Raw genomic sequence first — 24,415 nt, forward strand, 5'->3', positions numbered from 1 at the left:
GAAGTGGCTGAGGTGGAAGCACGTATCCAATTGGAACCGTCGTGGAAGGCGCGGGTGGGCGATTGGTTGCTGCGCCCGGAAATGCAGGAGCTGTCCGCATTCCTGCGCCAGCGCAAGGCGGCCGGCGCGCGGGTGTTCCCGCCGGGCCCGCAGATCTTTGCAGCCTTCGACGCCACCCCGTTCGAACAGGTCAAGGTGGTGATCCTTGGCCAGGACCCGTATCACGGCGAAGGCCAGGCGCATGGGCTGTGCTTTTCGGTGTTGCCCGGCGTGCCGGTACCGCCGTCGCTGCTCAACATCTACAAGGAGATCCAGGACGACCTGGGCATCGCGCGGCCGGACCATGGCTATCTGATGCCGTGGGCGCGTCAGGGCGTGCTGCTGCTCAATGCAGTGCTGACGGTAGAGCAGGGCCGGGCTGGCGCGCACCAGAACAAGGGTTGGGAGGGCTTTACCGACCATGTCGTGGAGACCCTCAACCGCGAGCGTGAAGGCCTGGTGTTCCTGCTCTGGGGCAGCTACGCGCAGGCCAAGGGCAAGGTCATCGACCAGGCACGCCATCGCGTGTTCAAGGCCCCGCATCCCTCGCCGTTGTCAGCGCATCGCGGCTTTCTGGGTTGCCAGCACTTCTCCAAGACCAACGAGCACCTGCAGCGCCGTGGGCTCGGTCCGATCGACTGGTCGCTGCCGCCGCGCAACGCGCTGGACACCACCTCGTCCAGGGGCTGAACGATCCTGGCGTCGGTCCATTTCGCGGCGTCTTTGTCACGGTCTGCGCAGGACGGCGGTGGTAGCGTAAGCGCCTGAAGTCGGGAGCTTTGCCGTAGAACGACGGCACTGCAAAAAGCCCGAACGTCCTATAAATGGAATGCTGGGAACTCTTTCTGTACCCGGCAGTCCACTAGTTCGACTGCTAAGATGGTGCCCTATGAACCAGATCACCTCGACTGCCCTTGTGGCAAACAATCTCCCGATTCCCAGTGCGCTCGGTTCGCTGGACGCCTACATCGGTGCCGTGCACCAGATCCCGGTGCTGTCGGTCGATGAGGAACAGAATCTTGCCCGTCGCTTCCGTGACGAGCTGGATCTGGACGCCGCGCGCGAGCTGGTCCATTCCCACCTGCGCTTCGTGGTGCACGTCGCTCGCGGTTACAACGGCTACGGCCTGCCGCTTGGCGACCTGATCCAGGAAGGCAATATCGGCCTGATGAAGGCGGTCAAGCGCTTCGACCCGGAAATGGGCGTGCGCCTGGTCAGCTTCGCGGTGCATTGGATCCGTGCCGAGATGCACGAGTTCATTCTGAAGAACTGGCGCATCGTCAAGGTCGCCACGACCAAGGCGCAGCGCAAGCTGTTCTTCAACCTGCGCAAGTCCAAGACCCGCCTGGGCTGGCTCAATGCGTCCGAGGTGACCGCAGTCGCCAAGGATCTGAACGTCTCCGAGCGCGAAGTGATGGAGATGGAGTCGCGTCTGTCCGGTCGTGATATCGGCTTCGATGCCTCGTCCGACGAAGACGACGATCACGGCCCGCCGTCGCCGGTGAGCTACCTGGTGGCCAACGACGAAGATCCGTCGCAGGCTTACGAGCGTCACGACAGCGAAGACAATCAGCTGCAGCTGCTGCGCGAAGGCATGGCCGGTCTGGATACGCGCTCGCGCGATATCGTCAAGCGTCGCTGGCTGGACTCCGACTCCAAGGTGACGCTGCAGGAGCTGGCCGACGAGTACGGCGTGTCGGCCGAGCGTATCCGCCAGATCGAGGCGAATGCGCTGAAGAAGATGAAGGCACTGTTCGTCGCCTGATCCCTGATCGCGCGGCAGGTGGTACAGGAACGGCCCGGTTTTCCGGGCCGTTTGCATGTGTGGCGCTGCCGATGCTTCGCGTCCGAAGCCTGGTGGTTGCCCGTCGATGATCGACCACGTACGGCGGCCGCCTGCGCTATTCCGGCAGGCGCGCCACCGGCAGATGCCAGCCATAGCGGATGGCCATGAAACGCAGCCCGAAACAGACCAGCGCGCCGGTTGCCAGCGACCAGGCCTGCGGCGCGTCGAGCATGTGCCCGATCGCGACCAGGCCGCCACCGGCCAGCGCGGCGACCGCATACAGCTCGGCCTGCAGCACCACCGGCGTCCGCGCCACCAGCAGATCGCGCGCGATGCCGCCGCCGATGCCGCTGAGCATGCCGAGCAAGGTCGCACTGAGCGGGCTGAGCTGATAGTCGAGCGCCTTGCTGGTGCCATAGACCGCAAACAGCGCCAACCCGGCCGCGTCGAACAACTGCACCGGGTTACGCAGCCGTTCCACCGCCGCATGCCAGTAGAAACCGGCCACGCCGGCCAGGCAGGCGACCAGCAGGTACTGCGGATGCACCAGCGCGGCCGGCGGGGTGGCGCCGATCAGCACATCGCGCACGATGCCGCCGGACACCGCCGCCGCGCACGACAGCACCAGTACGCCGAACAGATCCAGGCGATTGCGCACCGCCACGGTCGCGCCGCTGAGGGCGAACACGAAGGTGCCGAGCAGATCCAGCAGAAACAGGAGAGTGGTCACGATCAGACTGTCGCATCAGGCCGCACAGCATCGCGCACGGCCTGCGGCGCTGTCATCCGTCCTTGCTGCTGGGCGGCGGGTCGTCGGTGGCACCGCCGAAGATGATGCGCGCGGCGCGCTGGTAGCTCCAGTACGCCATCGCCCAGTTCACCAGCACCACGAACCGGTTGCGGAAACCGATCAGGAAGTACACATGCGCGGCCAGCCAGAACCACCAGGCCACGATGCCGGAAAGCTTGAGCTTGCCCACATGCACGATGGCGGCCATGCGGCCGATCGTGGCCAGGTTGCCGTAGTCCTGATAACGGAAAGCCGGTGCAGGCTGACCGCGATGGCGGGCGCGGATCGTCCTGGCGATGTGCTTGCCCATCTGCTTTGCCGCCGGTGCCACACCCGGCACCGGGCGCCCGTCCTGCTGGACCGAGGCCAGGTCGCCGCCGACGAAGATCTCCGGGTGGCCAGGCACGCTCAGGTCCTGCTCCACCAGTACGCGGCCGGCGCGGTCCAGCGGCACACCAAGCGTGCGCGCCAGCGGCGATGCGGCCACGCCGGCGGCCCATACCACGGTGCGTGCAGGCACGAAGGTCTCGCCGAGCTGATAGCCCAGCGCATCGATATGGCTGACCGGCGTGCCGGTGTGCACTTCCACCCCCAGGCGCTCGAGCTGCTTGCGCGCCTTGGCGGTGAGGTCGTCCGGGAACGAGGGCAGCACGCGCGGCCCGGCTTCGACCAGGCGCACGCGCGCCTGCTGCGGGTCGATATGGCGGAATTCGTTCTTGAGCGTGTGACGGGCGATTTCGGCCAGCGTGCCGGCCAGCTCGACGCCGGTCGGGCCGCCGCCGACCACGGCAAAACTCAGCCAGGCCGCGCGTGCGGCCGGGTCGGATTCGGCCTCGGCGCGCTCGAAGGCGAGCAGCAACTTGCGCCGCAGCACCAGCGCGTCGTACAGCGTCTTCAGGCCGGGCGCATGCTCGGCCCATTGATCGTTGCCGAAGTAGGCATGGGTGGCGCCAGTGGCCAGCAGCAGCATGTCGTAGCCGAGCGTGCTGCCGTCGGCGAGCACCACCTCACGGCGGGCCGGGGCGATTTCGGCGACGTCGCCGAGCAGCACTTCGACGTTGCGCTGCTCGCGCAGGATGTGGCGCAGCGGCGCGGCGATATCCGGTGCCGACAGCCCGGCGGTGGCGACCTGGTACAGCAGCGGCTGGAACAGGTGATGGTTTTGGCGGTCGATCAGGGTGATGCGGATGCCGGGATCGTCGAGCGCGCGGGTGGCCCATAAGCCGGCAAAACCGCCGCCAATCACAACCAGGTGCAGCGGAGCTTGGGAGGGGGAAGAAGTCATCGTAAGGTCCGATGGAATGCGATGCGGGCTCATCAGCATGCCGCATCGGCAATGAACATGCCGCCTGAAGTCGGCCTGCCTGCGGCATCATGTCGCATCTCATCGACCTGACTGCCGCATGCCGTCACTACCGCCACCGTTGCCGCCACCGCCATCCGCTTCGCCGGCGATGGCGCCGGTTACGGCGCGTGCGCACGGAAACAAACTCGGCGGCGTCGCGCTCGGCCTGATCGGGCTGGCGGCCTGCGTGGTGCTGTTCGGCATGCTGGTGCTAGGCGCGCTCGGCTGGCTGATCGTGTTCGGCTGGTCGCTGTTTGCCGACCAGGCACGCGCCGCACTGCAGGACGATGCAGTGGTGCAGGAACAGATCGGCCAGATCCACACGATGCGGGTGGATCTGGTGCGCACCGGTCTGGCGCCGGGCGACGACGACTTCGTGTTCACGGTGGAAGGCGATCGCGGCCGCGGCCGCGTGCATGCCACCTGGGTCAGCGGCGGGTCCGAACGCGAGATCCTGAGCGATGGCATGTTGACCATGCACGACGGCAGCCAATACACGCTGCCGTCGGCGGATACCGCCGACACCGCAGTCGACACCGACTCTGCCGGCACCTTCGAGGAATGACCATGATCGACAATCCCGACAAACGCATCGCCTTGCTGATCGATGCCGACAACGCGCCGGCCGGCAAGATCGATGTGGTGCTGGCCGAAGTGGCGCGCTATGGCGTGGCCAACGTGCGCCGTGCCTACGGCAACTGGAAGAGCCCGCACCTGAAGAGCTGGGAAGCGGCGCTGCACGAATATGCGATCCGGCCGATCCAGCAATTTGCCTACAGCTCGGGAAAGAACGCCTCGGACATGGCGATGGTGATCGATGCGATGGATCTGCTGTACGCGCGCAATCTGGATGGCTTTGCGATCGTCTCCAGCGATGCGGATTTCACTCCGCTGGTGATGCGTCTGCTCACCGATGGCATGAAGGTGTACGGCTTCGGCGAGAAGAAAACCCCGGCGCCGTTCGTCAATGCCTGTTCCAAGTTCACCTATGTCGAAGCGCTGGGCGAGCAGGCGGCAGCGGCCAGCGACACCGCCGCCGGCCGCAAGGACGCCACCGCGCTGCGCGGCGACACCCGGCTGGTGCAGATGCTGCGCAATGCGATCGACAGTGCCTGCGAAGACGATGGCTGGGCGCATCTGGGGGCGGTGGGCAAGCAGGTGGCCAACCAGGCCTCGTTCGATCCGCGCAACTACGGCTATCGCAAACTCAGCGACCTGGTGCGTGCGATCGGCCTGTTCGAGATCAAGCAGGACGAGCAGGCCTTGTGGGTGCGCGATGCGCCCAAGGGCGGGCGGGCGAAAGCGGCGCAGCCAGCGGCCGCTGTCGCCACGCAGGCGTCCACCGCGAAGCGTCCGGCGCGCACGACGCCCAAGCCGGCAGCGGGGAAATGAGGGTGACCGACGCTGCAACGCAATCGGCTGCAGGCAGCGCCTCGATCACGCTATGGGGGCGGCGCAATTCCAGCAATGTGCGCAAGGTGCTGTGGTGCGCCGAAGAAGCCGGCCTGCCGTATACCTCGATCGAAGTCGGCGGTGCGTTTGGTCGCAACGACACGCCCGAGTATCGCGCGTTGAATCCCAACGGTCTGGTGCCGACGATGCAGGATGGCGACTTGGTGCTGTGGGAGTCCAATGCGATCGTGCGCTACCTGGCCGCGCAATATGCGCCGGCCCTGTATCCACAGGCACCGGCCGAACGCGCGCTGGGCGATCGCTGGATGGACTGGACCACCTCGACGTTTGCCGGCGTGTTCCGCGACCTGTTCTGGGGTGTGCTGCGCACGCCGGAGGCCGAGCGCGATCCTGCGCGCATCGCCGCGGCCCTGACGCGCTCGGGCGACCTGCTCGCACGCGCGGATGCGGCGCTGGCGCAGCAGCCGTATCTGTCCGGCGCGCAATTTGCGATGGGCGATATTCCGCTCGGCAGCTTCATCTACGCGTGGTTCGAAATGCCGATCGAGCGGCCCGAGCTGCCGCATCTGCAGGCGTGGTACCAGCGCCTGCGCGCGCGGCCCGCGTACCAGCGTGGGGTGATGACTGCGCTGACCTGAGTTTCGCGCCACAGCTCAGGCCAGCGTGGTTCATGGCAAGCACCGCACGCGCCGCCGACCCAACACATTGCTGCAAATACGTGGGCCTTGTACATCGCGCGGCCAAGTAGCTCGCGGTGTCGTAGGAGCGCACCTGGGTGCGATGGCATTCCCGGTAACGCCACATCGCGCCCAGGTGCGCTCCTACAACACCTGGGTCTGGCTGCTGCGCTGCCCCGCGTGCGATACGCCTGCACTAATACAGATCGATCGGATCCACATCCAGCGACCAGCGCACGCGGCGCGCCTGCGGCAGCGCATAGATCGCGGGCAGTTGCGCGTCCAGCAAACGATGCAGCGCCGAACGTTGTTGCGCGGACAACAGCAACTGGGTGCGCTGGAAACCGGCGCGGCGCGGCATCGGTGCGGGCATCGGGCCGTAGCATTCCACTGCGGCAAACGCGGGCGATTGCGCGGTGCTGTCTGCGGTGGTCAGGCCGCGCACCGCCAGCAGGAATTGGTTGGCCGCGGCCACGTCCTTGGCCTCGGCGCGGAACAGCGCCAGATGCGCGAACGGCGGAAATCCCGCGGCCTCGCGCTGCTGCAGTTCGGCATCGGCGAAGGCGTGGTAACCGCCGTTGACCAGGGTCTGCAGCAAGGGGTGTTCGGGGTGATGGGTCTGCAGCCAGACCTCGCCGGGGCGGTCGGCGCGCCCGGCGCGTCCGGCCACCTGGATCAGCTGCTGGGAGAGTTTTTCGGCGGCACGGAAGTCGGCCGAGAACAGCCCTTCGTCGATGCCGACCACCACCACCATGGTCAGCCGTGGCAGATCGTGGCCCTTGGCCAGGATCTGGGTGCCGACCAGGATGCCGGCCTCGCTGCCCAGGCGCGCCAGCTGGGTCTCCAGCGCATCGCGGCGCTGGGTGGTGCTGCGGTCGATGCGCACCACCGGAAACTCCGGGAATGCTTCGGTCAGGCGTTCTTCCAGCCGCTCGGTGCCGATGCCTTGCGGCTGCAGCGCCAGGCTGGCACAGGCCGGGCAGGCCAGCGGTGCCGACTGACGTGCGCCGCAGTGATGGCATTGCAGGCGCCGCCCGCCGGCGTGCACGGTCATCGGGGTCTGGTGCAGCGGCGTGCTGCAGCGCTGGCAGGCGGCGGTCCAGCCGCAGTCGTGGCAGAGCAGCACCGGCGCATAGCCGCGGCGGTTCTTGAACACCAGCACCTGCTCGCCACGCGCAAGGGTGGCGCCGATGCCGGCCAGCACCTCCGGCGACAGGCCGTCCTTGAGTGGGCGCTTGCGCACGTCGAGCACGCGCACGCGCGGCGGACGCGCCTCGCCGGCCCGGCGCGACAGGCGCAGATGCCGGTAACGACCGGAATAGGCGTTGTGCAGGCTTTCCAACGACGGCGTGGCGCTGCCCAGGATCACCGGCACATCCAGCGCCTTGCCGCGCACCAGCGCGAAGTCGCGGGCGTGATAGCGGATGCCGTCCTGCTGTTTGTAGCTGCCGTCGTGTTCTTCGTCGATCACGATCAGCCCGGCATTGGGCAGCGGGGTGAACACCGCCGAGCGCGTGCCGACGATCAGCTTGGCTTCGCCGCGCCACGCCGCCGCCCACACCCGTGCCCGCTCGCCATCGGACAGGCCCGAATGCAGCGCGTGCACCGGCACGCCCAGGCGGGCGCGGAAGCGGCCCAGGGTCTGCGGGGTCAGGCCGATCTCCGGCACCAGCACCAGCGCCTGGCGACCGGCCGCCAGGCAGTCGGCGATCGCTTGCAGGTAGACCTCGGTTTTGCCGCTGCCGGTGACGCCATCGAGCAGATAGGTGGCAAAACCGCCCTGCGCACGGATCGCGTCGGCGGCGGACTGCTGTTCGTCGTTGAGCTGCGGGCCGCTGCCGGGGCGGGGCGGGATGCTGTCGGCCGGCACCGCCACGCGCTCGGCATGGCCGCGCTTGGCCAGGCTGCGTGCGGCCTGCCGCCACTGCGGCAGCAATGGGTCCAGCTGTTCTTCGCCCAGCGCACCGGTGAGCAGCAGGGCGGCCAGCAAGGCGGGGCGGCTGCCGGCGCGCAGGCTGGCGGTACCGCTGCGCCCGGCCTCGGTAAGCTGCCAGGCCCAGGCGTGGGTGTCGGCCAGCGGCTCGCCGCGGCGCAGCGGGCCGGGCAGGGCGCTGGACTGGGCCTCGCCCAGCGGGGCGTGGGTGTAGCGCGCCAGCCACTGCAGCGAACGGGCCAGCTCCTCGACCAGCAGCGGCGCGTCGTCGCACCATGCCAGTGCCGGGCGCAGCCCCTCGGCGGAGGCCAGCTGGCCGATCTCCACCACCACCCCGACCAGCTCGCGCGGCCCGAACGGCACCCGCACCCGGCAGCCGACCCGCGCCGGGTCGGTCAACGGGGCATCGGCCGGAGGCAGATAGTCGAACAGTTGGGGCAGCGGCACCGGCAGGGCGACGCGCAAGGTGGCGACGGTCGAAGACATCCGGCCAGTCTACCGACCCTGCCCAGTACCCGGCAGACGCTGATCGATCGCCCTCGAATCGGCGCTTCGGCTTACGACGCGTTTGTGTGATCGAAGTGATAAATCCGACGTAAACCTATGTGAGGGTTGAGGAAACGGGTTTATCCACACTGCCTGTGGATAAACCTGTGAATTAGTCTCGTGCTCCACGCTGTGAAGGCGGATTCACTAGACTCTGCAACCTCTTGGACATTTTTTCACCAATCGGCTTAAGTTTATAAGGATCAATAACTTAGGCGTGAAACACGAATGCAACAAAGAAAAATCAACAGTTGACAGACGCCTGCGCATCGGCATGTCTGCCGCTGTGCACAACCCGCGCGGGTGAGGGCGGTCGATGGCATCCGGGCGCAGCGCAGCCGGGTCGATCTGTCAAGCCATCGGCGAGGCGCGATTGCGTCGGTATCATGCCGGCCGATGCTGGAGTTCCCATGACCGTAATCCCCGACGCCCCCGTCACCCCTGCCGCGCTGTCAGCTTTCCTGCGCGGTGTCGAACGCCGGGGTCTGGTGCTTGCACACCTGCAATGCGGCGATGGCGCGATGGCCGAGCGGGCCCTGGCGGCGGCGTTGCGGGCGTTCAGCAGCCAGGCGGCGGGTCGCCCGATGGCCGGCTGGCCGATGCGCTTCTGGAGCCTGCTGGCAACTGCGCCACCGCTGCGACGCGAGCCCATGCCGGGAACCTGGTTGCCGCCGTTCACCGCGCTAGGGCGCATGCAGACCAGCGACCGGCTGGCGCTGCTGCTGCGTATCGTGGCCGGACTGGAAGAGGAGCCTGCCAGCGAGGTGCAAGGCATCGAGGTGGCGGCCTATCGGCAGTCGCTGGCCCGCGCCTGTCCGCGCGATGCGGCCGGCAATCCGGATGCGCAGGCCTGGCGGGCGCTGGCCGAGGCGGCGCAGCAGGAGTTGCGCGAGCTCAGCCCGGCGCAGGTCAGCCGGCTGGCACAGCTCCGCGAGTCGGCCCTGGCCGGCATGCCGCTGCAGCCTGTCGCGGCCGCGCTCGTGGCCGCCGCCGAGTCGCGCCGCCCGGCCGCGCCGCGCACCCGTCCTGCGCGCCACTGGCAGTGGCCACGGATCGACCGCCGCCACGCCGGCCTCGTGCTGGCCGTGCTGGCGTTGGCGCTGCTGCTCGCGGTGCTGGGCTGGTGGTGGACGCACCGCCGCCCGGCCCTGCCGCCCGAGCCGGTCTCGCAGGCCCCGGCCGGCGTGCTGCATGTCACCGATGCCGCGCCGGTGCTAGTGGAAGAGCTTCCCGCCGCCGACTTGCCGGATGCAGTGGCAAGCCCCGGCCTGGATCCGCGCGACCAGGCGATGCTCGCCGACCCGGACCTGGAACTGGCGCGTTCGGCCGATTTCTACGCCTGGTATGCGGCCGGCCACCCGGTGCCGGCCGACGAATCCGGCGCGCATGCCACCGCCGCCGGCCAGCCTGCCGCCACCCTGGAGACCGTCGATGACGATAATTAAGTGGTGCGGCCTGCTGATGGTGGCCGCGGTCGGCATGGCCGCCGCGCAAACCCTGCCGGCACCATTGGAAGAAGGCAGCGCGCCTGCGTCATCCGGCACGCCGACGCCCGTAGCCTCCACGGCCGCCACCCCGAGCGCTGCGCAGCAACGCGCGCGCTGGGACGCATTGACGCCGGCCCAGCGGGCCGAGCTGCGCGCCCGATATGCGGCCTGGAAAGGGCTCACCGCCACCGACCGGGTGGTCTTGCGGCAGGCACGCGAACGTCTGCATGGCTTGCCCGACGACCAGCAACGCGCGTTGCGCACGCAGTTCACCGCGATGGATCGCCTGCATCGCGATGGCTGGCGCCTGGGTTCGCAGCTGGGCGCGTTCTATCCGCAGTTGCAGCCCTTGGTCGGCTACGTGCCGCCAGCGCAGCGCGACACGCTGCTGGCGGCGCTGCGCAGCCTGGATGCCGGGCAACTGGAGCAGCTGGCGATGCTGGCGCAACGCACCCCGCCGCAGGAGCGCGATGGCTTGCGCGATGCCCTGCTTGCGCAGGCACCGGCAACGCGCAGCGCCTGGTTGAAGCGCCAGCTGGCGCGCTAATCGGCAGCGGCGGGACAGCGCCGTTGCAGCATCCCTGCGCTGATGTCGTCTCCCCGCATCGTCGATGCCGGACATCGAGCCGGGGGCATGCGGGGCTGCCGCCCTCGGCGATGCGTGTGCGAAGCGGCGATCGTCACGAAGGACATGGACCGCGCTGAAACCCAGGCATCCCGTTTCGGTGACCAGCCACGCCGGCCGTTCGCCGCCGCGCACCTGCCGCCGCGCGCGTTCCCGGCGTGGCCTGGCCGCCGACAGCCGCTGCCCGCGTCGCAAGTGCGGGTAAGATAGCGGCCCCACGCGACCCGGTGCCAGCGCCTCCCGGCACGGCCGTAGTCCGCGCAGCGATCGGTTGTCATGTCTGTCTCTCCTGTACCCACGTCCGCGACGCCGCGCTTCGCCGCGGAAGTGCGCACCACCGGCCTGCTCGCATTGCCGCTGGTGCTCGGCCACGTCTCCACCGGCCTGATCGGATTTGTCGACAACGTCATCGCCGGTCACCACGGCACCGCCACGCTGGCGGCGGTCACCATCGGCACCTCGCTGCTGTGGCTGCCGATGCTGGTGCCGATCGGCACGTTGATCTCGTTGACCGCCTCGGTCTCGCAACTGCGCGGTGCCGGCCGCGAGCGCGAGATCGGCCCGCTGTTCCGCCAGGCCCTGTGGCTGTCGCTGGGACTGGGCGCGGTGATGTTCGCGTTCCTGAGTGCGGTGCCGCCGCTGCTGCCCACCTTCGGGATTGCGCCGGACATCGTGCCGGGCGCGACCGACTTCCTGCATGCGGTGCGCTGGGGCGGGCCGGCGCTGACGTTCTACTTCTGCATGCGCTATCTCAGCGAGGGCATGCACTGGACCCTGCCGACCATGCTGCTGGGCTTTGGCGGCCTGCTGGTGCTGGCGCCGCTGGGCTACGCGCTGACCTATGGCAAGTTCGGCTTTGCCGAGCACGGTGCGCAGGGGCTGGGCATGGCTTCGGCGATCACCATGTGGGTGCAGGCCAGCGTGTTTGCGCTATATCTGTGGCGCTCGCGGCGCTTTGCGCATCTGCAGTTGTTCGCCCATTTCGAGGGGCCGCGCTGGCGTGCGATCGGCGATCTGTTGCGCACCGGTCTGCCGATCGGCATCACCGTGCTGATGGAAGGCGGGCTGTTCATCGTCACCGCCTTGCTGATCGGCCGGCTCGGCTCCACCGAAGCGGCCGCGCACCAGATCGCGATCAACGTCGCGCAGCTGTGTTTCATGATTCCGATGGGCGTGGCCGAGGCGACCACCGTGCGGGTCGGGCATGCGGTCGGGCGCGGCGATCCGCTCGGCATGCGGCGTGCGGCCTGGGCCGGTTACGCCATCGTGCTGGGCACCCAGGCGCTGTCGGCCAGCGTGCTGTTGCTGGGCCACGATGCCATCGTGAGCGTCTATACCGACGATGCGGCGGTGGCCGCGCTGGCCTCGGTGCTGCTGCTGTTTGCCGCCACGTTCCAGTTTCCCGACGGCATCCAGGTGCTTTCCAGCGGTGCTTTGCGGGGGCTCAAGGACACCCGTGTGCCGATGTTCCTGGCGATGTTCTCGTACTGGGGTGTCGGCATGCCGATCGGGGCCGGGCTCGGCCTGGGGCTGGGATGGGGGCCGCAAGGCATGTGGATCGGCCTGATTCTGGGCCTGACCGTGGCGTCGGTCCTGATGGGCTTGCGCTTCCGGCAGACCAGCCGGCGGCTCACTGCCGGCGCGGCCCCCTGACTTCCAGCGCATGCCGCGCGTGCCGCGCAGCCGGTATGCTGGACACCATTGACTTGTATGCAGCGTCTTTCGACGGAGTTTTCCATGAACCACCCCGTGCGTCGCAGTCCCATCGCCAGTTTCTTCGTCGGCCTGTGGGATGTGATGAATTTCACCCGGCGCCTGATCTTCAACCTGGTGTTCTTCGGTTTCCTGTTCCTGGTGCTGCTGCTGTTCGTGGTGGCGATTGCGCGTGGCGACGGCAGCAAGCCGCTGGCCGAGCGCACTACCCTGGTGATCAACCCCGAAGGCACATTGGTCGAGCAGTTCAGCGCCGATCCGGTGAGCCGGTCGCTGGCCAAGGCGGTCGGCGACAAGAGTGCCGAGGAAGTGCAGCTGCGTGACCTGGTGCGGGTGATCGAGGCGGCCGGCAAAGACCGCAAGATCGAACGGGTGGTGTTGAGCCTGGATAAGTTTCAGCCCTCCGGTTTCGCCTCGCAGCGCGAAGTGGCCGCGGCGTTGCAGAAGCTGCGCGCCTCCGGCAAGCAGATCGTCGCCTTCAGCGAAAGCATGAGCCAGGGCCAGTACCTGCTGGCCGCACAGGCCAACGAGGTCTATCTCGACCCGATGGGCAGCGTGCTGCTGGAAGGGCTTGGCCGCTATCGGCAGTATTTTCGCGAGGGCCTGCAGGACAAGCTCGGCGTGGACGTGCATCTGTTCCGCGTGGGCGAGTACAAGTCCGCCGCCGAGCCGTACATCCTCGATGCCGCTTCGGCCGACGCCAAGGAAGCGGACCTGTTCTGGATGAACGATGTCTGGCAGCGCTACCTGGCCGATGTCGGCAACGCGCGCAAGCTGAGCCCGGCGCAGCTGACCGCCGGTATCGACACCTTGCCCGAGGGCGTGGCCGCGACCGGTGGCGATCTGGCCAAGTTCGCGCTGCAGCAGAAGCTGGTCGACGGGCTCAAGACCCGCGAGGAAGTCGATGCGTTGCTGACCAAGCGCGGCGTCGCCGACAGCGATGCCGACAGCGGCTTTCGCAACATCGGCTTCAACGATTATCTGAGCCAGCTGCAGGCGCAGCGCTCGCCGATGGACAGCCGTCCGCAGGTGGCGGTGGTGGTGGCCGCTGGCGAGATCAGCAGTGGCGAGCAGCCGGCCGGTCGTATCGGGGGCGAGTCCACCGCCGCGTTGCTGCGTCAGGCGCGCGACGATGAGGAGGTCAAGGCGGTGGTGCTGCGCGTGGATTCGCCCGGCGGCGAAGTGTTCGCCTCCGAGCAGATCCGTCGCGAGGTGGTCGCGCTCAAGCAGGCCGGCAAGCCGGTGGTGGTGTCGATGGGCGATCTGGCCGCCTCGGGCGGTTACTGGATCAGCATGAATGCCGATCGCATCTATGCCGACCCGTCGACCATCAGTGGCTCGATCGGCATCTTCGGCATGGTGCCCAACCTGACCCGCGCGCTGGACAAGATCGGCGTGCATACCGATGGCGTGGGCACCACGCGGTTTGCCGGCGCCTTCGACATCACCCGGCCGCTGGACCCGGCCGCCGGCCAGGTGATCCAAGCGGTGATCAACAAGGGCTACGCCGACTTCACCGGCAAGGTGGCGCAGGCGCGTCACCAATCGGTGGATGCCATCGACAAGGTCGCACGCGGTCGCGTGTGGAGCGGTGCGCAGGCCAGGCAGCATGGCCTGGTGGACGCGTTCGGCGGCATGTCCGAAGCGGTGGCAGATGCGGCCGACCGCGCCAAGTTGAGCCGCGGCAAGTTCCGCGTGCGCTATGTGGAAAAGCCGGCGACGCCGTTCTCGCAGTTCATGAGCGGATTTGCCGGCAGCCGCATGGGCGCCTGGATGCTGGGCGATTCGGGCATGGCGCGCACACTGCTGGCGCGTTCGCTGCCGGAAGTGGATACGCAGCTGCGCTTCGTCGAAGACGCCGTGCACGACAGCAAGGCGGGCGGCACCCCGGTCAAGTCGCTGGCGTACTGCTTCTGCGGCTTCTGACGCGGCAGGTTTGCAGCATGATGGATCGACAACGCCGGCTTCGTGCCGGCGTTGTTGTATCTGCGCTCAGGCGATGCAGCAATGCGGGCGCGCCAACAGCGCAAAAATGGCAGAACGCACGGCGCCACGATCACAGGCAATCAGCCATCGGTCGAGCGAACTCACGCGTGCTTGCCGTGCGCGCAGATGCAGTGATCGCCTTGCGCTCAATCGCATGCGCGCACGCGCAGTTGCTGCGTCGACAGAAACGCGCGTGCTTCAGATAGCAGGCTGCGGTTACTGCGTGGCCGCATCGATCGCCTTGCGTTGATCGTCTGCAGCGTGATCGGTTGCCGCCTGCACTGCGTGCGCCTTGTTCAACGGCTCCTGGATGTGGTCGCGCAGGGCGGTGGCCTGCGGCTCGGGCTTCTGCTCGGTGGGTGCAGGTTGCGGTCGCTGACAGGCGCCCAGCAGCAACGTCAGGCTGGTCGCAAGAATCCAATGCCGTTTCATCGTCGTGACCTCGCTCGGGGTGGCGGTATCCTAGCGCCCGGGCCGCAGGCATGCGTCAATCGCGCTGCCGCGGCCGTTTCCTGCGGCTTGAAAGAGGATCACCCACGTGACAACCCATCGTTGGCGGCTGGATGGACAGACCGCGCTCATCACCGGCGCCAGCGCCGGCATTGGCTTTGCCATCGCGCGCGAATTGCTGGCCTTCGGTGCGGATCTGCTGATGGTGGCGCGCGATGCCGATGCGCTGGCGCAGGCGCGCGACGAGTTGGCCGAGGAATTTCCCGGGCGCGAACTGCATGGGCTGGCCGCCGACGTGGCCGACGATGAAGAGCGGCGCGCGATTCTGGATTGGGTGGAAGACCATGCCGATGGCCTGCATCTGCTGATCAACAACGCCGGCGGCAACATCACCCGTGCGGCGATCGATTACACCGAAGACCAGTGGCGCGGCATCTTCGAAACCAATGTGTTCGCCGCTTTCGAGCTGTCGCGTTATGCGCATCCGTTGCTGACCCGCCACGCGGCCTCGGCGATCGTCAACGTCGGCAGCGTCTCCGGCATCACCCACGTGCGCAGCGGTGCACCGTACGGCATGACCAAGGCCGCGTTGCAGCAGATGACGCGCAACCTGGCGGTGGAATGGGCCGAGGACGGCATCCGCGTCAACGCGGTGGCGCCGTGGTACATCCGCACCCGTCGCACCTCCGGGCCGTTGTCGGATCCGGATTACTACGAACAGGTCATCGAGCGCACCCCGATGCGCCGCATCGGCGAACCGGAAGAAGTCGCCGCCGCCGTCGGCTTTCTGTGTCTGCCGGCAGCCAGTTACATCACCGGCGAATGCATCGCAGTGGATGGCGGGTTCTTGCGTTACGGGTTCTGACACGCCTGCGCGCGTGGTGACGCGGACAGTGCGTGTGCATGGCACCGGAAGATGCGCAGGCATGCGCCGAGCCGACGGCGCGCCCGTCTTGTCCGCTGTCGCCTGCGCGCAATGCAGGCGACAGCGCAGCCGGCCCGCTCGCGTGCGGCTCACTGCACTGTGCATGTCGTCCGGAGACCGCTGACGGTTGCAGTGGCTCGAAAAAATCAGCCCGGCAAGCACAGCGCCGGCATACTGGCTGCTGTGCGCTGCATCGCCGGTTGCAGCATCACGGCGTGGCGGACGGATTCGCGCAGCGGCTTTCGTCCAGCACCCGACGCATCTGCGCGTAGCGCTGCTTGCGCTCGGCCGATTGCGCCTCGTCGGAGAAATGCCAGGTCGATTCGGCCTGCTCGGCACGCTGACGCCAGGCCTCGCACAGGGTCTGGTCCGGCACCGGTGCGCAGCGATCGGTGACCACTTCGCAGGCGCTGCCGCCGCCGGTCGCCGGCCCACCCGCCAGGTTGGTGGTCTGCATCGGCAGGCAGCGCGTGGCCGGCTCGCGGTCTTCGGTGAAATAGCGCCCGTTGTCGTGCGCGGTGCATTCGAACAAGGGTGGCGGTGGCAGCGTGGATATCGAGGACGTGGCAGGTGGCGTCGGTGCCACCGGTACTGGTGGTGCAGCCGGGGCGGCAGCGGAGACATCGGCCTTAGGCGTGGTCCGCGGCTGCGTCGCGGGCGCTGTACGCGCAGGCGATGCTGCGCCCGCGACGCCCGGCGTCAACGGCATCGCGGCCGGTGCCGTCATCAGTTTCTTCTGCTGCTGCATGCCTTTCGGGCACGGCATGTTCTGCACGGTAAGCGCGCCGCTGGGATCGGTGCACCGGTAGATCGCCACTTCCTGTGCGCCGGCCCACGAGGCAGACGCCAGCAATGCCGCCCCTAGCCAGCGCTTCATGCGCCGCCGCAATCGCGCTGCAGGCGCGCGTCGATGCCGCGCTGTTCGCGGCTGAGGTCCTGGCGCTCGCTCTGTAAGGCGTTGTTGTAGCGGCGGATCAGTTCCCAGCGACGGTCGGCCAGGCGCGCGCAGACTTCCTGTTCGGGCAGGGCATGGCATTGATCGCGGATCTGCACGTTGCCGTACGGCACGATCACCGTGCCGCCGTAGCCGCCGCCGTTGTAGCCGCCTTGGTAGCCTCCCTGATAACCGCCGCCGCCGAAGCTTGCGCTGCCGCGCAAGCTTCCACCGCGACCGGCGCTTCCCTGCACCGACATCGCCGGGCGTGGGCGGACCGATATCGGCGGACGCTGGATGCCGCCGCCGTTGACCGGTGGGGCAATGCCATTGCCCACATAGGCCGGGCCCCAGGTCGGCACCCAGCGCGGATTGCCTTCCGGGCTGTCGCTGGTATAGCGGTCGCCGTCTTCGGTGGTGCACTCGTACATCGGCTGCGGCGGCTGCACGGTGACGATGCGCACCTCGCGCGGTGGCTGCGTGGCGACGGCGGCCGGGGCGGCAACGGCGCGCTGCGGTCGTGGTGGCGGATCCTGCGGGCGCTGCAGGTCCAGCACCTGCTGGCGGCCGCTGCTGCATGGCGCATCTTGCAGGGCGACGGTACCGGTGCTGCTGACGCAGCGGTAGATCCGCACATTCGGATCCGGCTTGCTGGCGGTGCTGGCCGCCGACGCAGGCAGCGCGGTGGCCAGCAACAGGAGGGTCAGGACGGTACGCATGGCCGCAGTGTGCGCGTCTGCCCGGCTGTGGGCAAAGGGGGGCAAGGCGTCAAGGGCCAAGCGCGCCGACAGGCGGCGCGCGGCGGCTGCTCAGTCGCGCAGGATCTGGCCGCTACGGGCGTCGCGGATCTGGGTCGGTTGCGCCAACGCGCCCACTTCGCCGTCCGTCACCCCGTCGATGCTGGCCAGCAGAGCCGGGTCCAGCGCCTGAAAGCTGCGTGCGGGTGGCTCACCTGCCAGATTGGCGCTGGTGGACACCAGCGGGCCGCCCCAGGCCGTACAGAGCGCGGCGACCAGCGGGTGTGCGCTGATGCGCACCGCCAGCCCGTCATGCGCGCCGGTGACCCAGCGCGGCGCCTGGGCGGTAATCGGCAGGATCCAGGTATGCGGGCCCGGCCAGCTGGCCAGCACCTGCTGCTTGCGGGCCGGTGCCAGCGCGTCGAGATCCACCCAGTCGTGCAGCACATCCACGCTGGCGGCGACCACGATCACGCCCTTGTAGACCGGGCGCCGTTTGATCTCCAGCAGCCGCAGCACGGCGGCCTGCTGGCGCGGGTCGCAGCCCAGTCCCCATACCGCTTCGGTGGGATAGGCAATCACGCCGCCCCGGCTCAGGGTGGCGACTGCGCGGTCCGGGCTGAGCGTGTGCTGCATGCGGCGCCCTTAGCCTGCGGCCTTGCTCACGGTCTTCTTGACCACGCGCTTGGTGGCCTTCTTGGCAGCGGCCTTCTTGGCCGGCGCCTTCTTCGCCGCGGTCTTGGTGGCCGTCTTCTTTACCGCGGTCTTCTTGGCTGCGGCGTCCTTGGCCTCCTTGGCCGAATCCTTCACCGCGTTCTTCTTGAGCGTGGCCTTCTTGGCGCCGAAGCCCTTGCGCACCGGCTTGCCGGTGTCGGCCAGCAGCTGCTGCACCTCTTCGAACGTCAGCGACGCCGGCTCGCGATCCTTGGGAATCTTGCCATTGAGCTTGCCATCGCTGATGTACGGGCCGAAGCGGCCATTGAGCACCTGGATGTCGCTGCCTTCGAAGTCCTTGATCACGCGGTTGCGCGCGATCTCTTCCTTCTCCTCGATCAGGAACACCGCGCGCTCCAGATCGATGGTGTACGGGTCGTCCTCCTTCTTCAGCGAGGCATAGACGCTGCCGCGGCGCGCGAACGGGCCGAAGCGGCCGATGCCGACGCTGACGTCCTGGTCCTTGTCCTGGCCCAGCGCGCGCGGCATCTTGAACAGTTCCAGCGCGTCTTCGATGGAGATCGAGTAGATGCTCTGGCCCGGTCGCAACGAGGCGAAGGTGGGCTTTTCCTCGTCTTCGACGGTGCCGATCTGCACCATCGGGCCGAACCGGCCGATGCGCGCGCTGACTTCCTTGCCGCTGACCGGGTCGGTGCCCAGCACGCGCACGCTGCCAGCGTCGGTCTTGTCCAGCGAATCCTTCTTGTCCTCGACCAGTTCCTTGAACGGGCCCCAGAACTTCTCCATCAGCGGAATCCACTCTTCCTCGCCACGCGAGACCGCATCCAGCTCGTCTTCCAGCTTGGCGGTGAAGTCGTAATCCACGTAACGGGTGAAATGCCCCGACAGGAACTTGGACACGGCGCGGCCCACGTCGGTGGGACGGAAGCTGCGGCCTTCCATCTCCACGTACTTGCGGAACTGCAGGGTCTGGATGATCGAGGCGTAGGTGGACGGCCGGCCGATGCCGTATTCCTCCAGCGCCTTGACCAATGCCGCCTCGGTGAAGCGCGGCGGCGGCTGGGTGAAATGCTGGTCGGTGACGATGCGGTCCAGCGGGATGTTGTCGCCGGCCTTCATCAGCGGCAACTTGCGGCCCTCGTCCTCGTCCTCGCTGCTCTTGGTGTCCTTGCCTTCCTCGTAGACCGCCAGGAAGCCGGGCACCACCACGGTGGTGCCGCTGGCGCGGAACACGTGCGCGCTGCCGGCCGACAGATCGACGCTGACGGTGTTGAGCGTGGCCGGGATCATCTGGCAGGCCACTGCGCGGCGCCAGATCAATTCGTACAGGCGACGCTCGTCGTCGGACAGGAAGCGTGCCACCTGCGCCGGGGTGCGCAGCGCCGAGGTCGGGCGCACCGCTTCATGCGCTTCCTGTGCGTTCTTGGACTTGGTGGTGTAGGCGTTGGGTTGGTCCGGCAACGAAGCGGTGCCGAAATCGCGCGCGATCACGTCGCGGATTTCCGACAAGGCGTCCTGCGACAGGTTCACCGAGTCGGTACGCATATAGCTGATCAGACCGACCGAGCCTTCGTCGCCCAGCGCCACGCCTTCGTACAGCTTCTGCGCCACCTGCATGGTCTTGCGGGTGGTGAAACCGAGCTTGCGCGAGGCTTCCTGCTGCAGCGTTGAGGTGGTGAACGGCGGGGCAGGGCGACGCTTACGCTCCTTGCTGGCCACATCGGTGACATGCAGCACGCCTTGCGCGGCCTGCTGGATGCGCAGCCGCGCCGCTTCGGCGGTATCGCCATCGGTGACGGTGAACTGCTCGAACTTCTGCCCGTCCAGCTTGATCAGGCGCGCATTGAACGGCTGCGACGGATGCCGGCAATGCGCATCGATGGACCAGTATTCGCGTGCGATGAAGGCTTCGATCTCTTCCTCGCGCTCGACGATCATGCGCAGCGCCGGCGATTGCACGCGGCCGGCCGACAGCCCGCGCTGCACCTTGCGCCACAGCACCGGCGACAGGTTGAAACCGACCAGATAGTCGAGTGCGCGACGGGCCTGCTGCGCATCGACCAGATCGGCCGCGATCGCGCGCGGCTTGAGCATGGCTTCCTTGATCGCGCGCGGGGTGATCTCGGTGAACACCACCCGCTGCATCGTCTTGTCCTTGAGCAGCCCACGCTCTTTCAGGATCTCGGCGATGTGCCAGCTGATCGCCTCGCCCTCGCGGTCCGGGTCGGTCGCCAGATAGATGTCGTCGGCGCCCTTGGCCGCGCGCGCAATGGCTTCGACATGCTTCTCGTTCTTTTCGATCAGGTCGTAGCGCATCGCGAAGCCGTTGTCCGGATCGACCGCGCCTTCCTTGGGAACGAGATCGCGCACGTGCCCATACGAGGCCAGGACGGTGAAGTCCTTGCCGAGGTATTTATTGATCGTCTTGGCCTTGGCAGGCGATTCGACGATGAGCAGGTGCTTGGGCATGGTGGCGAATTCTTTGGGCAGAGCCCGGGGGGCGGGTAGCGTGGCCTAATTGGCCGGTGGAGGGAAGCAGATCGAATGGTTCCCACAGGTCAACGCCCGGGAAACGAGCCCGGGCGTTCAGTTCTCTTATTAGAAAGATCACGGCGGACGCCGCCGTGTCAAGCGGCCAGGGCCGCCAACTGCTAGCTATGGCTCATTCCGATGGCGGCGAGCAGGAAGGCCACCGCCACGACCGTGAGCACCAACAGCACCGCATAAATGGCCAGGACCACGATGGTGACCGTGTCCAGGCCCCTGGATTGCCGCTCCGGGTGATCCGTAAACGCCCAGCGGTCCACCACCAGGGTGTCGCACACCTTGTCGTGCGGAGCCTGCTTGCGCGTGGTCATGCCGGCCATGAACGCCGCCACGATCATGCCGATGCCCAGGGTGAGCACACTGATCAGCATGTAGGCCAGATAGCGCAGCACATTGCGCCAGAAACCGACCCGGCCGCCGTTGCTGTCGGCGCGCACCAGCTTGATGCCGCAGGCGAGCTTGCCCAGGCTGGCCTGGTGCCGGCTGGACTGCATCCAGGCGAAATACAGCGTCGGGATCGCCAGGCCGATGCCGTAGGACATCACCAGGATGGCGATGCCGAGCGCGCTGCCGTCGTCCAGCGCCGAACCGGAATCGCCCCGGGTGGTCGCCAGCGCCACGACGAACACCAGCGGGACCACGATCAGGTACACCGCAAAGCTGGTGATCAGGCTGTCCAGGATGCTGGCGGCCACGCGCCGCCACAGGCCGGCGTAGACGACCGGGGCATCGCGCAATGCGACGCTTGCCGAGGGCGCGGCGACGGAATCCCAGGCGCTTGGAAGCGGCGCGCCGGCCGGTGGTTGCGACACGGCATGCGCGGGTGTTGCAGGCGCGTGGGAGGTGTCGGTCAGGAGCGGGCTCGATGCCGCCGGGGTTGCCGCAGGGTCTGCCGGCGTGGTGGGCCACGCCGCTGGATCTGTCAGCGCAGTCTGCCCGCTCGGCGGACGCTGCAGGTGGTCGGCTACGGCAGGGTGATCGGCAAGCCCGGAGTCGGACCGCCCGAGCGCAGCGTCTGCCGCCGGGCCGGCAAACGGCGCATCTGCGGCAGGTGTGTAATCCACCGCGATGCTGGTTGGGTGAACCGTCGCCTGCGGCTCACTGTGCGCAACGTTCACCGGCACATCTCCGACGCTCGGCGCGGCGGGCGCTGGCACGGCGGTGTCGATCCCCAGCTCGGCCGCGACCTCGCCCAGTGCGACCCACTGCGGAAAGCCTTCGCGCCAGACCAGGCTGGATGCGTCGATCAGGCCTTCCGACAGGCGCGCGCGAAGCGTGTCCGTGTCCACCGGCCCCTGGCGCTCGCGTTGTGCGTCGGCGTAATACCACTGCGTCATTGAAGTCCCCTTGCGTGAAACGATTGACTAGCCGCGGCAGTCCAGCGGAAGTTGGTTGTCGTCGATCTCGGAGCTGCACTGCCAGCTGCCGGCGTCCGCGTCGAAATCCAGCCACAGCGCCTTGCCGTCGATCCTGGTCATTTTCGGCGCATGCAGCAGCGCCTCGACTCCGCAGTCGGTGGTGTCGAAACGGCCGATCTGCACGCTGGTCAGGACATCGGTTGCATACTGCTCGGGCGCGAGAAAGCCGGTGTCGCCGTTGACCGGGCAACGGCCCTGCTGCGCCAGAAATTCGGCGATCTGCGGCTTCAAGGGCGCCAGTGCCGTGATCGCCTGGGCGACCTTGGTGCGCGCGGTGTAGTCCTGGTAAGCCGGCAGCGCGATCGCCGCCAGGATGCCGATCATCGCCACCAGCACGAACATGCCCACCACCGCGCCCAGCACCAACGCCAGCGGCCAACCCGGGCCGTTGCTGGGCAGGCGATGCGCTGACGAAGAGGGTGCACTGGCGGCGGCGTTGTGAACAGCCGCTGGCGGAACCGGCGGCAGGGGCGGCGGCTGCGCTGCGGCGCGCAGATCGGTGGACATCGGTGGCCCGAGCTCGTCGGCGCACGCAGACAGCGGCACCCAGCGGGCAAATCCGTCGCGCCAGACCAAGGTGTCCAGCGCGATCGCGTGATCGCGATACAACGCCAGCAATGCCTCGTCGGCCACGGGGCCACGCCGATGGCGGTTGCCTTCGGCGTAATACCAACTGCTCATTGCCGTTCCCTCGCACGCTTCCGTTGCGGCTTCCGCCTCAGTGTACGGGTTCAGGCTCGTCCAGGAACATCTGCGTTTCCATCCAGGCGTAGGCCGCTTCGGCACCCGGCTGGTTGAACAACACCATCAAGACCACCCATTTGAGGTCGTCCAGATCCAGTTCGTCCTGATCCAGCGCCATGGCGCGGTCCAGTACCAGCTCGCGCTGGTCGGCGTCGAGGATGCGGTGTTGCTCCAGGAACAGCAGAAAGCCACGGCAGTCCACATCGAGCTTGTCCAGCTCCGGGCCGTGATAGATGCGTACCGGTCCATCGACATGCGGGCGCGCGACACTGGGCCGCTGCTCGGAGAGCGCGTCCAGCCAGTCGAAGGCTTTGCTGATTTCTGCGGGACTGAAACCGGCCTGGATCAGGCCATTCTGAAGCGAGTCACGGTCGCGGACCAGGTCCGCATCTTCGCTGAAATAATGTTCGAACAGGTACAGCAGTACATCAAGAATGCTCTCTTTCATTGCCCCTCGGCCTGCGTCGCGCGACGCTGTGGAGGTGAAGAAACTAGGGATTGCGGGTATAGCGACCGTGCTCGGTGACCACGTCTCCCTCCAGTTCCATGATGAGCAGCATGGAGGACAGTGTGGCGGCCGTCAATCCGGTGCGTTCGACCAGGGAATCCATAGGGGTTGGGTCGTGGCCCAGCGCCTGCCACAAGCGCTGGTAGTCCGGATCCGGGCGCGCCGGGCCGGCCTGCGGCGGTGTCCTGGCCTGATCAGTGGGGGCGGCCAGGCGCTGGCGCAAGGCGTTTGCCAGTTCGCCCGACAGCAGGCGCAGGCCGTCGATGACCTGGCCCGGCTCCTGCGCCAGGGTGGCGCCCTGCCGGATCAGGTGATGGCAGCCACGCGCGAGCGGGTTGTGCAGCGAGCCGGGCAGGGCGAACACCTCGCGCCCGGCCTCCGCTGCCAGCCGCGCGGTGATCAGCGCGCCCGAGCGCATGGCCGCTTCCACCACAAGGGTGCCCAGTGCCAGCCCGGCGATGATCCGGTTGCGGGCCGGGAAGTGTGCCGCGACCGGCCCGGTGCCGGGCAGGTACTCGCTGACCACCGCGCCACGCGCGGCGATGCGATCGCGCAGGAAATGGTGATTTGCCGGGTAGGCCACATCCGCCCCGGTGCCCACCACCGCCACGGTGATGGCCTCGGCGCTGGCAAGCGCGGCCTCGTGTGCGATCGCGTCCACGCCGGCGGCCATGCCGCTGACGATGGCCAGCCCGGCGCAGGCCAGGCTGGAGGCGAATGCGCGGGTGTGGTCGCGGCCGCCGGCCGTGGCGGAGCGGCTGCCGACCACGGCCACGCCCGGGTGCCAGAGCGCGTCCGGGTCGCCGTCCACGAACAGGGCCAGCGGCGGATTGACGATGTGGCGCAGCAGGGCGGGGTAGTCGGGATCGTTCAGGCCGATCAGGTGATGGCCCGGCTGCTCGCACCACTGCAGGGCGACGTCCAGGCTGCGCGCATCGGGAGTCTGCAGCCGGGCCGCCTGCAGCTCGTCGCAGCCGGCGGCACGCCAGGCCTGGGGCCCGGCGGTCAGTATCTCGGCCGGACTGGCGAAACGGCTCAGCAGCGCGTTGCGCGGCGGGCTGCGGCCACCCGCCAGGAGCAGGGTCAGGAGTGCGCGCAGGTCGGAAGTGGGGAGGGCCATGCGTCCAGCCTGGACCG

Annotated in this window: 22 protein-coding genes; 10 read left to right on the forward strand and 12 right to left on the reverse strand. The window is 67.9% G+C overall.

Annotated features, from left to right (window positions below):
- Positions 1–3: 3 nt before the first annotated feature.
- A complete protein-coding gene (ung, locus tag FHT08_RS00350) occupies positions 4–729 on the forward strand; it encodes a uracil-DNA glycosylase (protein WP_104536759.1) in 726 nt (241 codons plus the stop codon).
- A gap of 199 nt (positions 730–928) precedes the next feature.
- Positions 929–1,804, forward strand: coding sequence for an RNA polymerase sigma factor RpoH (gene rpoH, locus FHT08_RS00355; protein ID WP_024938885.1), 876 nt, complete (start codon positions 929–931; stop codon positions 1,802–1,804).
- A 136-nt stretch (positions 1,805–1,940) separates the two neighbouring features.
- On the opposite strand, the gene FHT08_RS00360 is transcribed toward rpoH, so the two are convergent.
- Positions 1,941–2,555, reverse strand: a complete 615-nt coding sequence (locus FHT08_RS00360; protein ID WP_104536482.1) for a trimeric intracellular cation channel family protein — start codon at positions 2,553–2,555, stop codon at positions 1,941–1,943.
- 52 nt (positions 2,556–2,607) lie between these two features.
- Positions 2,608–3,900 (reverse strand): NAD(P)/FAD-dependent oxidoreductase, encoded by a 1,293-nt coding sequence (locus tag FHT08_RS00365; protein WP_166773927.1) that lies wholly within the window; start codon positions 3,898–3,900, stop codon positions 2,608–2,610.
- 118 nt (positions 3,901–4,018) lie between these two features.
- On the opposite strand from FHT08_RS00365, the gene FHT08_RS00370 reads away from it, so the two are divergent.
- The 3 genes from FHT08_RS00370 to FHT08_RS00380 are packed head-to-tail and all read left to right on the forward strand — an operon-like array spanning position 4,019 to position 6,011.
- Positions 4,019–4,525 (forward strand): hypothetical protein, encoded by a 507-nt coding sequence (locus FHT08_RS00370; protein ID WP_166773928.1) that lies wholly within the window; start codon positions 4,019–4,021, stop codon positions 4,523–4,525.
- Positions 4,522–5,352: an NYN domain-containing protein gene (locus FHT08_RS00375; RefSeq protein WP_166773929.1), complete on the forward strand. Its 831-nt coding sequence runs from the start codon at positions 4,522–4,524 to the stop codon at positions 5,350–5,352. The genes FHT08_RS00370 and FHT08_RS00375 overlap by 4 nt, the downstream gene beginning before the upstream one ends.
- Entirely contained in the window at positions 5,349–6,011 is a 663-nt protein-coding gene (locus tag FHT08_RS00380) for a glutathione S-transferase (RefSeq protein ID WP_166773930.1), read from the forward strand. The genes FHT08_RS00375 and FHT08_RS00380 overlap by 4 nt, the downstream gene beginning before the upstream one ends.
- Before the next feature lie 235 nt (positions 6,012–6,246).
- On the opposite strand, the gene FHT08_RS00385 is transcribed toward FHT08_RS00380, so the two are convergent.
- On the reverse strand, positions 6,247–8,469 hold the full coding sequence (locus FHT08_RS00385; protein ID WP_104536478.1) for a primosomal protein N': 2,223 nt from the start codon (positions 8,467–8,469) through the stop codon (positions 6,247–6,249).
- Positions 8,470–8,939: 470 nt separating this feature from the next.
- Between FHT08_RS00385 and FHT08_RS00390 the strand changes: the two genes are divergently transcribed.
- The 4 genes from FHT08_RS00390 to sppA all read left to right on the forward strand — a co-directional run bounded on the left by FHT08_RS00390 (position 8,940) and on the right by sppA (position 14,280).
- Positions 8,940–9,974, forward strand: coding sequence for a hypothetical protein (locus FHT08_RS00390; protein WP_166773931.1), 1,035 nt, complete (start codon positions 8,940–8,942; stop codon positions 9,972–9,974).
- Positions 9,961–10,563, forward strand: coding sequence for a DUF3106 domain-containing protein (locus tag FHT08_RS00395; protein WP_166773932.1), 603 nt, complete (start codon positions 9,961–9,963; stop codon positions 10,561–10,563). Before FHT08_RS00390 ends, FHT08_RS00395 begins: the two co-directional genes overlap by 14 nt.
- Positions 10,564–10,917: 354 nt before the next feature.
- Positions 10,918–12,294: an MATE family efflux transporter gene (locus FHT08_RS00400; RefSeq protein WP_104607240.1), complete on the forward strand. Its 1,377-nt coding sequence runs from the start codon at positions 10,918–10,920 to the stop codon at positions 12,292–12,294.
- An 84-nt stretch (positions 12,295–12,378) separates the two neighbouring features.
- On the forward strand, positions 12,379–14,280 hold the full coding sequence (gene sppA, locus FHT08_RS00405; RefSeq protein ID WP_104536474.1) for a signal peptide peptidase SppA: 1,902 nt from the start codon (positions 12,379–12,381) through the stop codon (positions 14,278–14,280).
- A gap of 276 nt (positions 14,281–14,556) precedes the next feature.
- Here the strand turns inward: sppA and FHT08_RS00410 are convergent, their stop codons facing one another.
- Positions 14,557–14,772 carry a hypothetical protein gene (locus tag FHT08_RS00410; protein ID WP_104536473.1) on the reverse strand — a complete coding sequence of 72 codons (216 nt, stop codon included), beginning with the start codon at positions 14,770–14,772 and terminating at the stop codon, positions 14,557–14,559.
- A gap of 106 nt (positions 14,773–14,878) precedes the next feature.
- Here FHT08_RS00410 and FHT08_RS00415 point away from each other — a divergent pair, with 106 nt between their 5' ends.
- Complete coding sequence (locus FHT08_RS00415; RefSeq protein WP_104536472.1) at positions 14,879–15,655, forward strand: SDR family oxidoreductase; 777 nt, start codon at positions 14,879–14,881, stop codon at positions 15,653–15,655.
- Positions 15,656–15,923: 268 nt separating this feature from the next.
- Here FHT08_RS00415 and FHT08_RS00420 read toward each other — a convergent pair whose 3' ends face one another.
- From FHT08_RS00420 to dprA, 8 genes are all read right to left on the reverse strand, one after another.
- Positions 15,924–16,592, reverse strand: a complete 669-nt coding sequence (locus FHT08_RS00420; RefSeq protein WP_104645417.1) for a hypothetical protein — start codon at positions 16,590–16,592, stop codon at positions 15,924–15,926.
- Complete coding sequence (locus FHT08_RS00425; protein ID WP_166773933.1) at positions 16,589–17,368, reverse strand: DUF4124 domain-containing protein; 780 nt, start codon at positions 17,366–17,368, stop codon at positions 16,589–16,591. The genes FHT08_RS00420 and FHT08_RS00425 overlap by 4 nt, the downstream gene beginning before the upstream one ends.
- A gap of 90 nt (positions 17,369–17,458) precedes the next feature.
- Positions 17,459–18,022: a Sua5/YciO/YrdC/YwlC family protein gene (locus FHT08_RS00430; RefSeq protein WP_166773934.1), complete on the reverse strand. Its 564-nt coding sequence runs from the start codon at positions 18,020–18,022 to the stop codon at positions 17,459–17,461.
- 9 nt (positions 18,023–18,031) lie between these two features.
- Positions 18,032–20,530 (reverse strand): DNA topoisomerase I, encoded by a 2,499-nt coding sequence (locus tag FHT08_RS00435; protein WP_166773935.1) that lies wholly within the window; start codon positions 20,528–20,530, stop codon positions 18,032–18,034.
- A 182-nt stretch (positions 20,531–20,712) separates the two neighbouring features.
- Complete coding sequence (locus FHT08_RS00440; RefSeq protein WP_166773936.1) at positions 20,713–21,945, reverse strand: RDD family protein; 1,233 nt, start codon at positions 21,943–21,945, stop codon at positions 20,713–20,715.
- A 27-nt stretch (positions 21,946–21,972) separates the two neighbouring features.
- Positions 21,973–22,707 carry a pilin gene (locus FHT08_RS00445; RefSeq protein ID WP_166773937.1) on the reverse strand — a complete coding sequence of 245 codons (735 nt, stop codon included), beginning with the start codon at positions 22,705–22,707 and terminating at the stop codon, positions 21,973–21,975.
- Between the two features lie 37 nt (positions 22,708–22,744).
- A complete protein-coding gene (locus FHT08_RS00450; RefSeq protein WP_003484452.1) occupies positions 22,745–23,218 on the reverse strand; it encodes a DUF494 family protein in 474 nt (157 codons plus the stop codon).
- A 43-nt stretch (positions 23,219–23,261) separates the two neighbouring features.
- Positions 23,262–24,398 (reverse strand): DNA-processing protein DprA, encoded by a 1,137-nt coding sequence (dprA, locus tag FHT08_RS00455; protein WP_166773938.1) that lies wholly within the window; start codon positions 24,396–24,398, stop codon positions 23,262–23,264.
- Positions 24,399–24,415 lie beyond the last annotated feature (17 nt).

The sequence above is a fragment of the Xanthomonas sp. CFBP 8151 genome, from assembly GCF_011761885.1.
Taxonomy (GTDB): Bacteria; Pseudomonadota; Gammaproteobacteria; order Xanthomonadales; family Xanthomonadaceae; genus Xanthomonas; species Xanthomonas arboricola_B.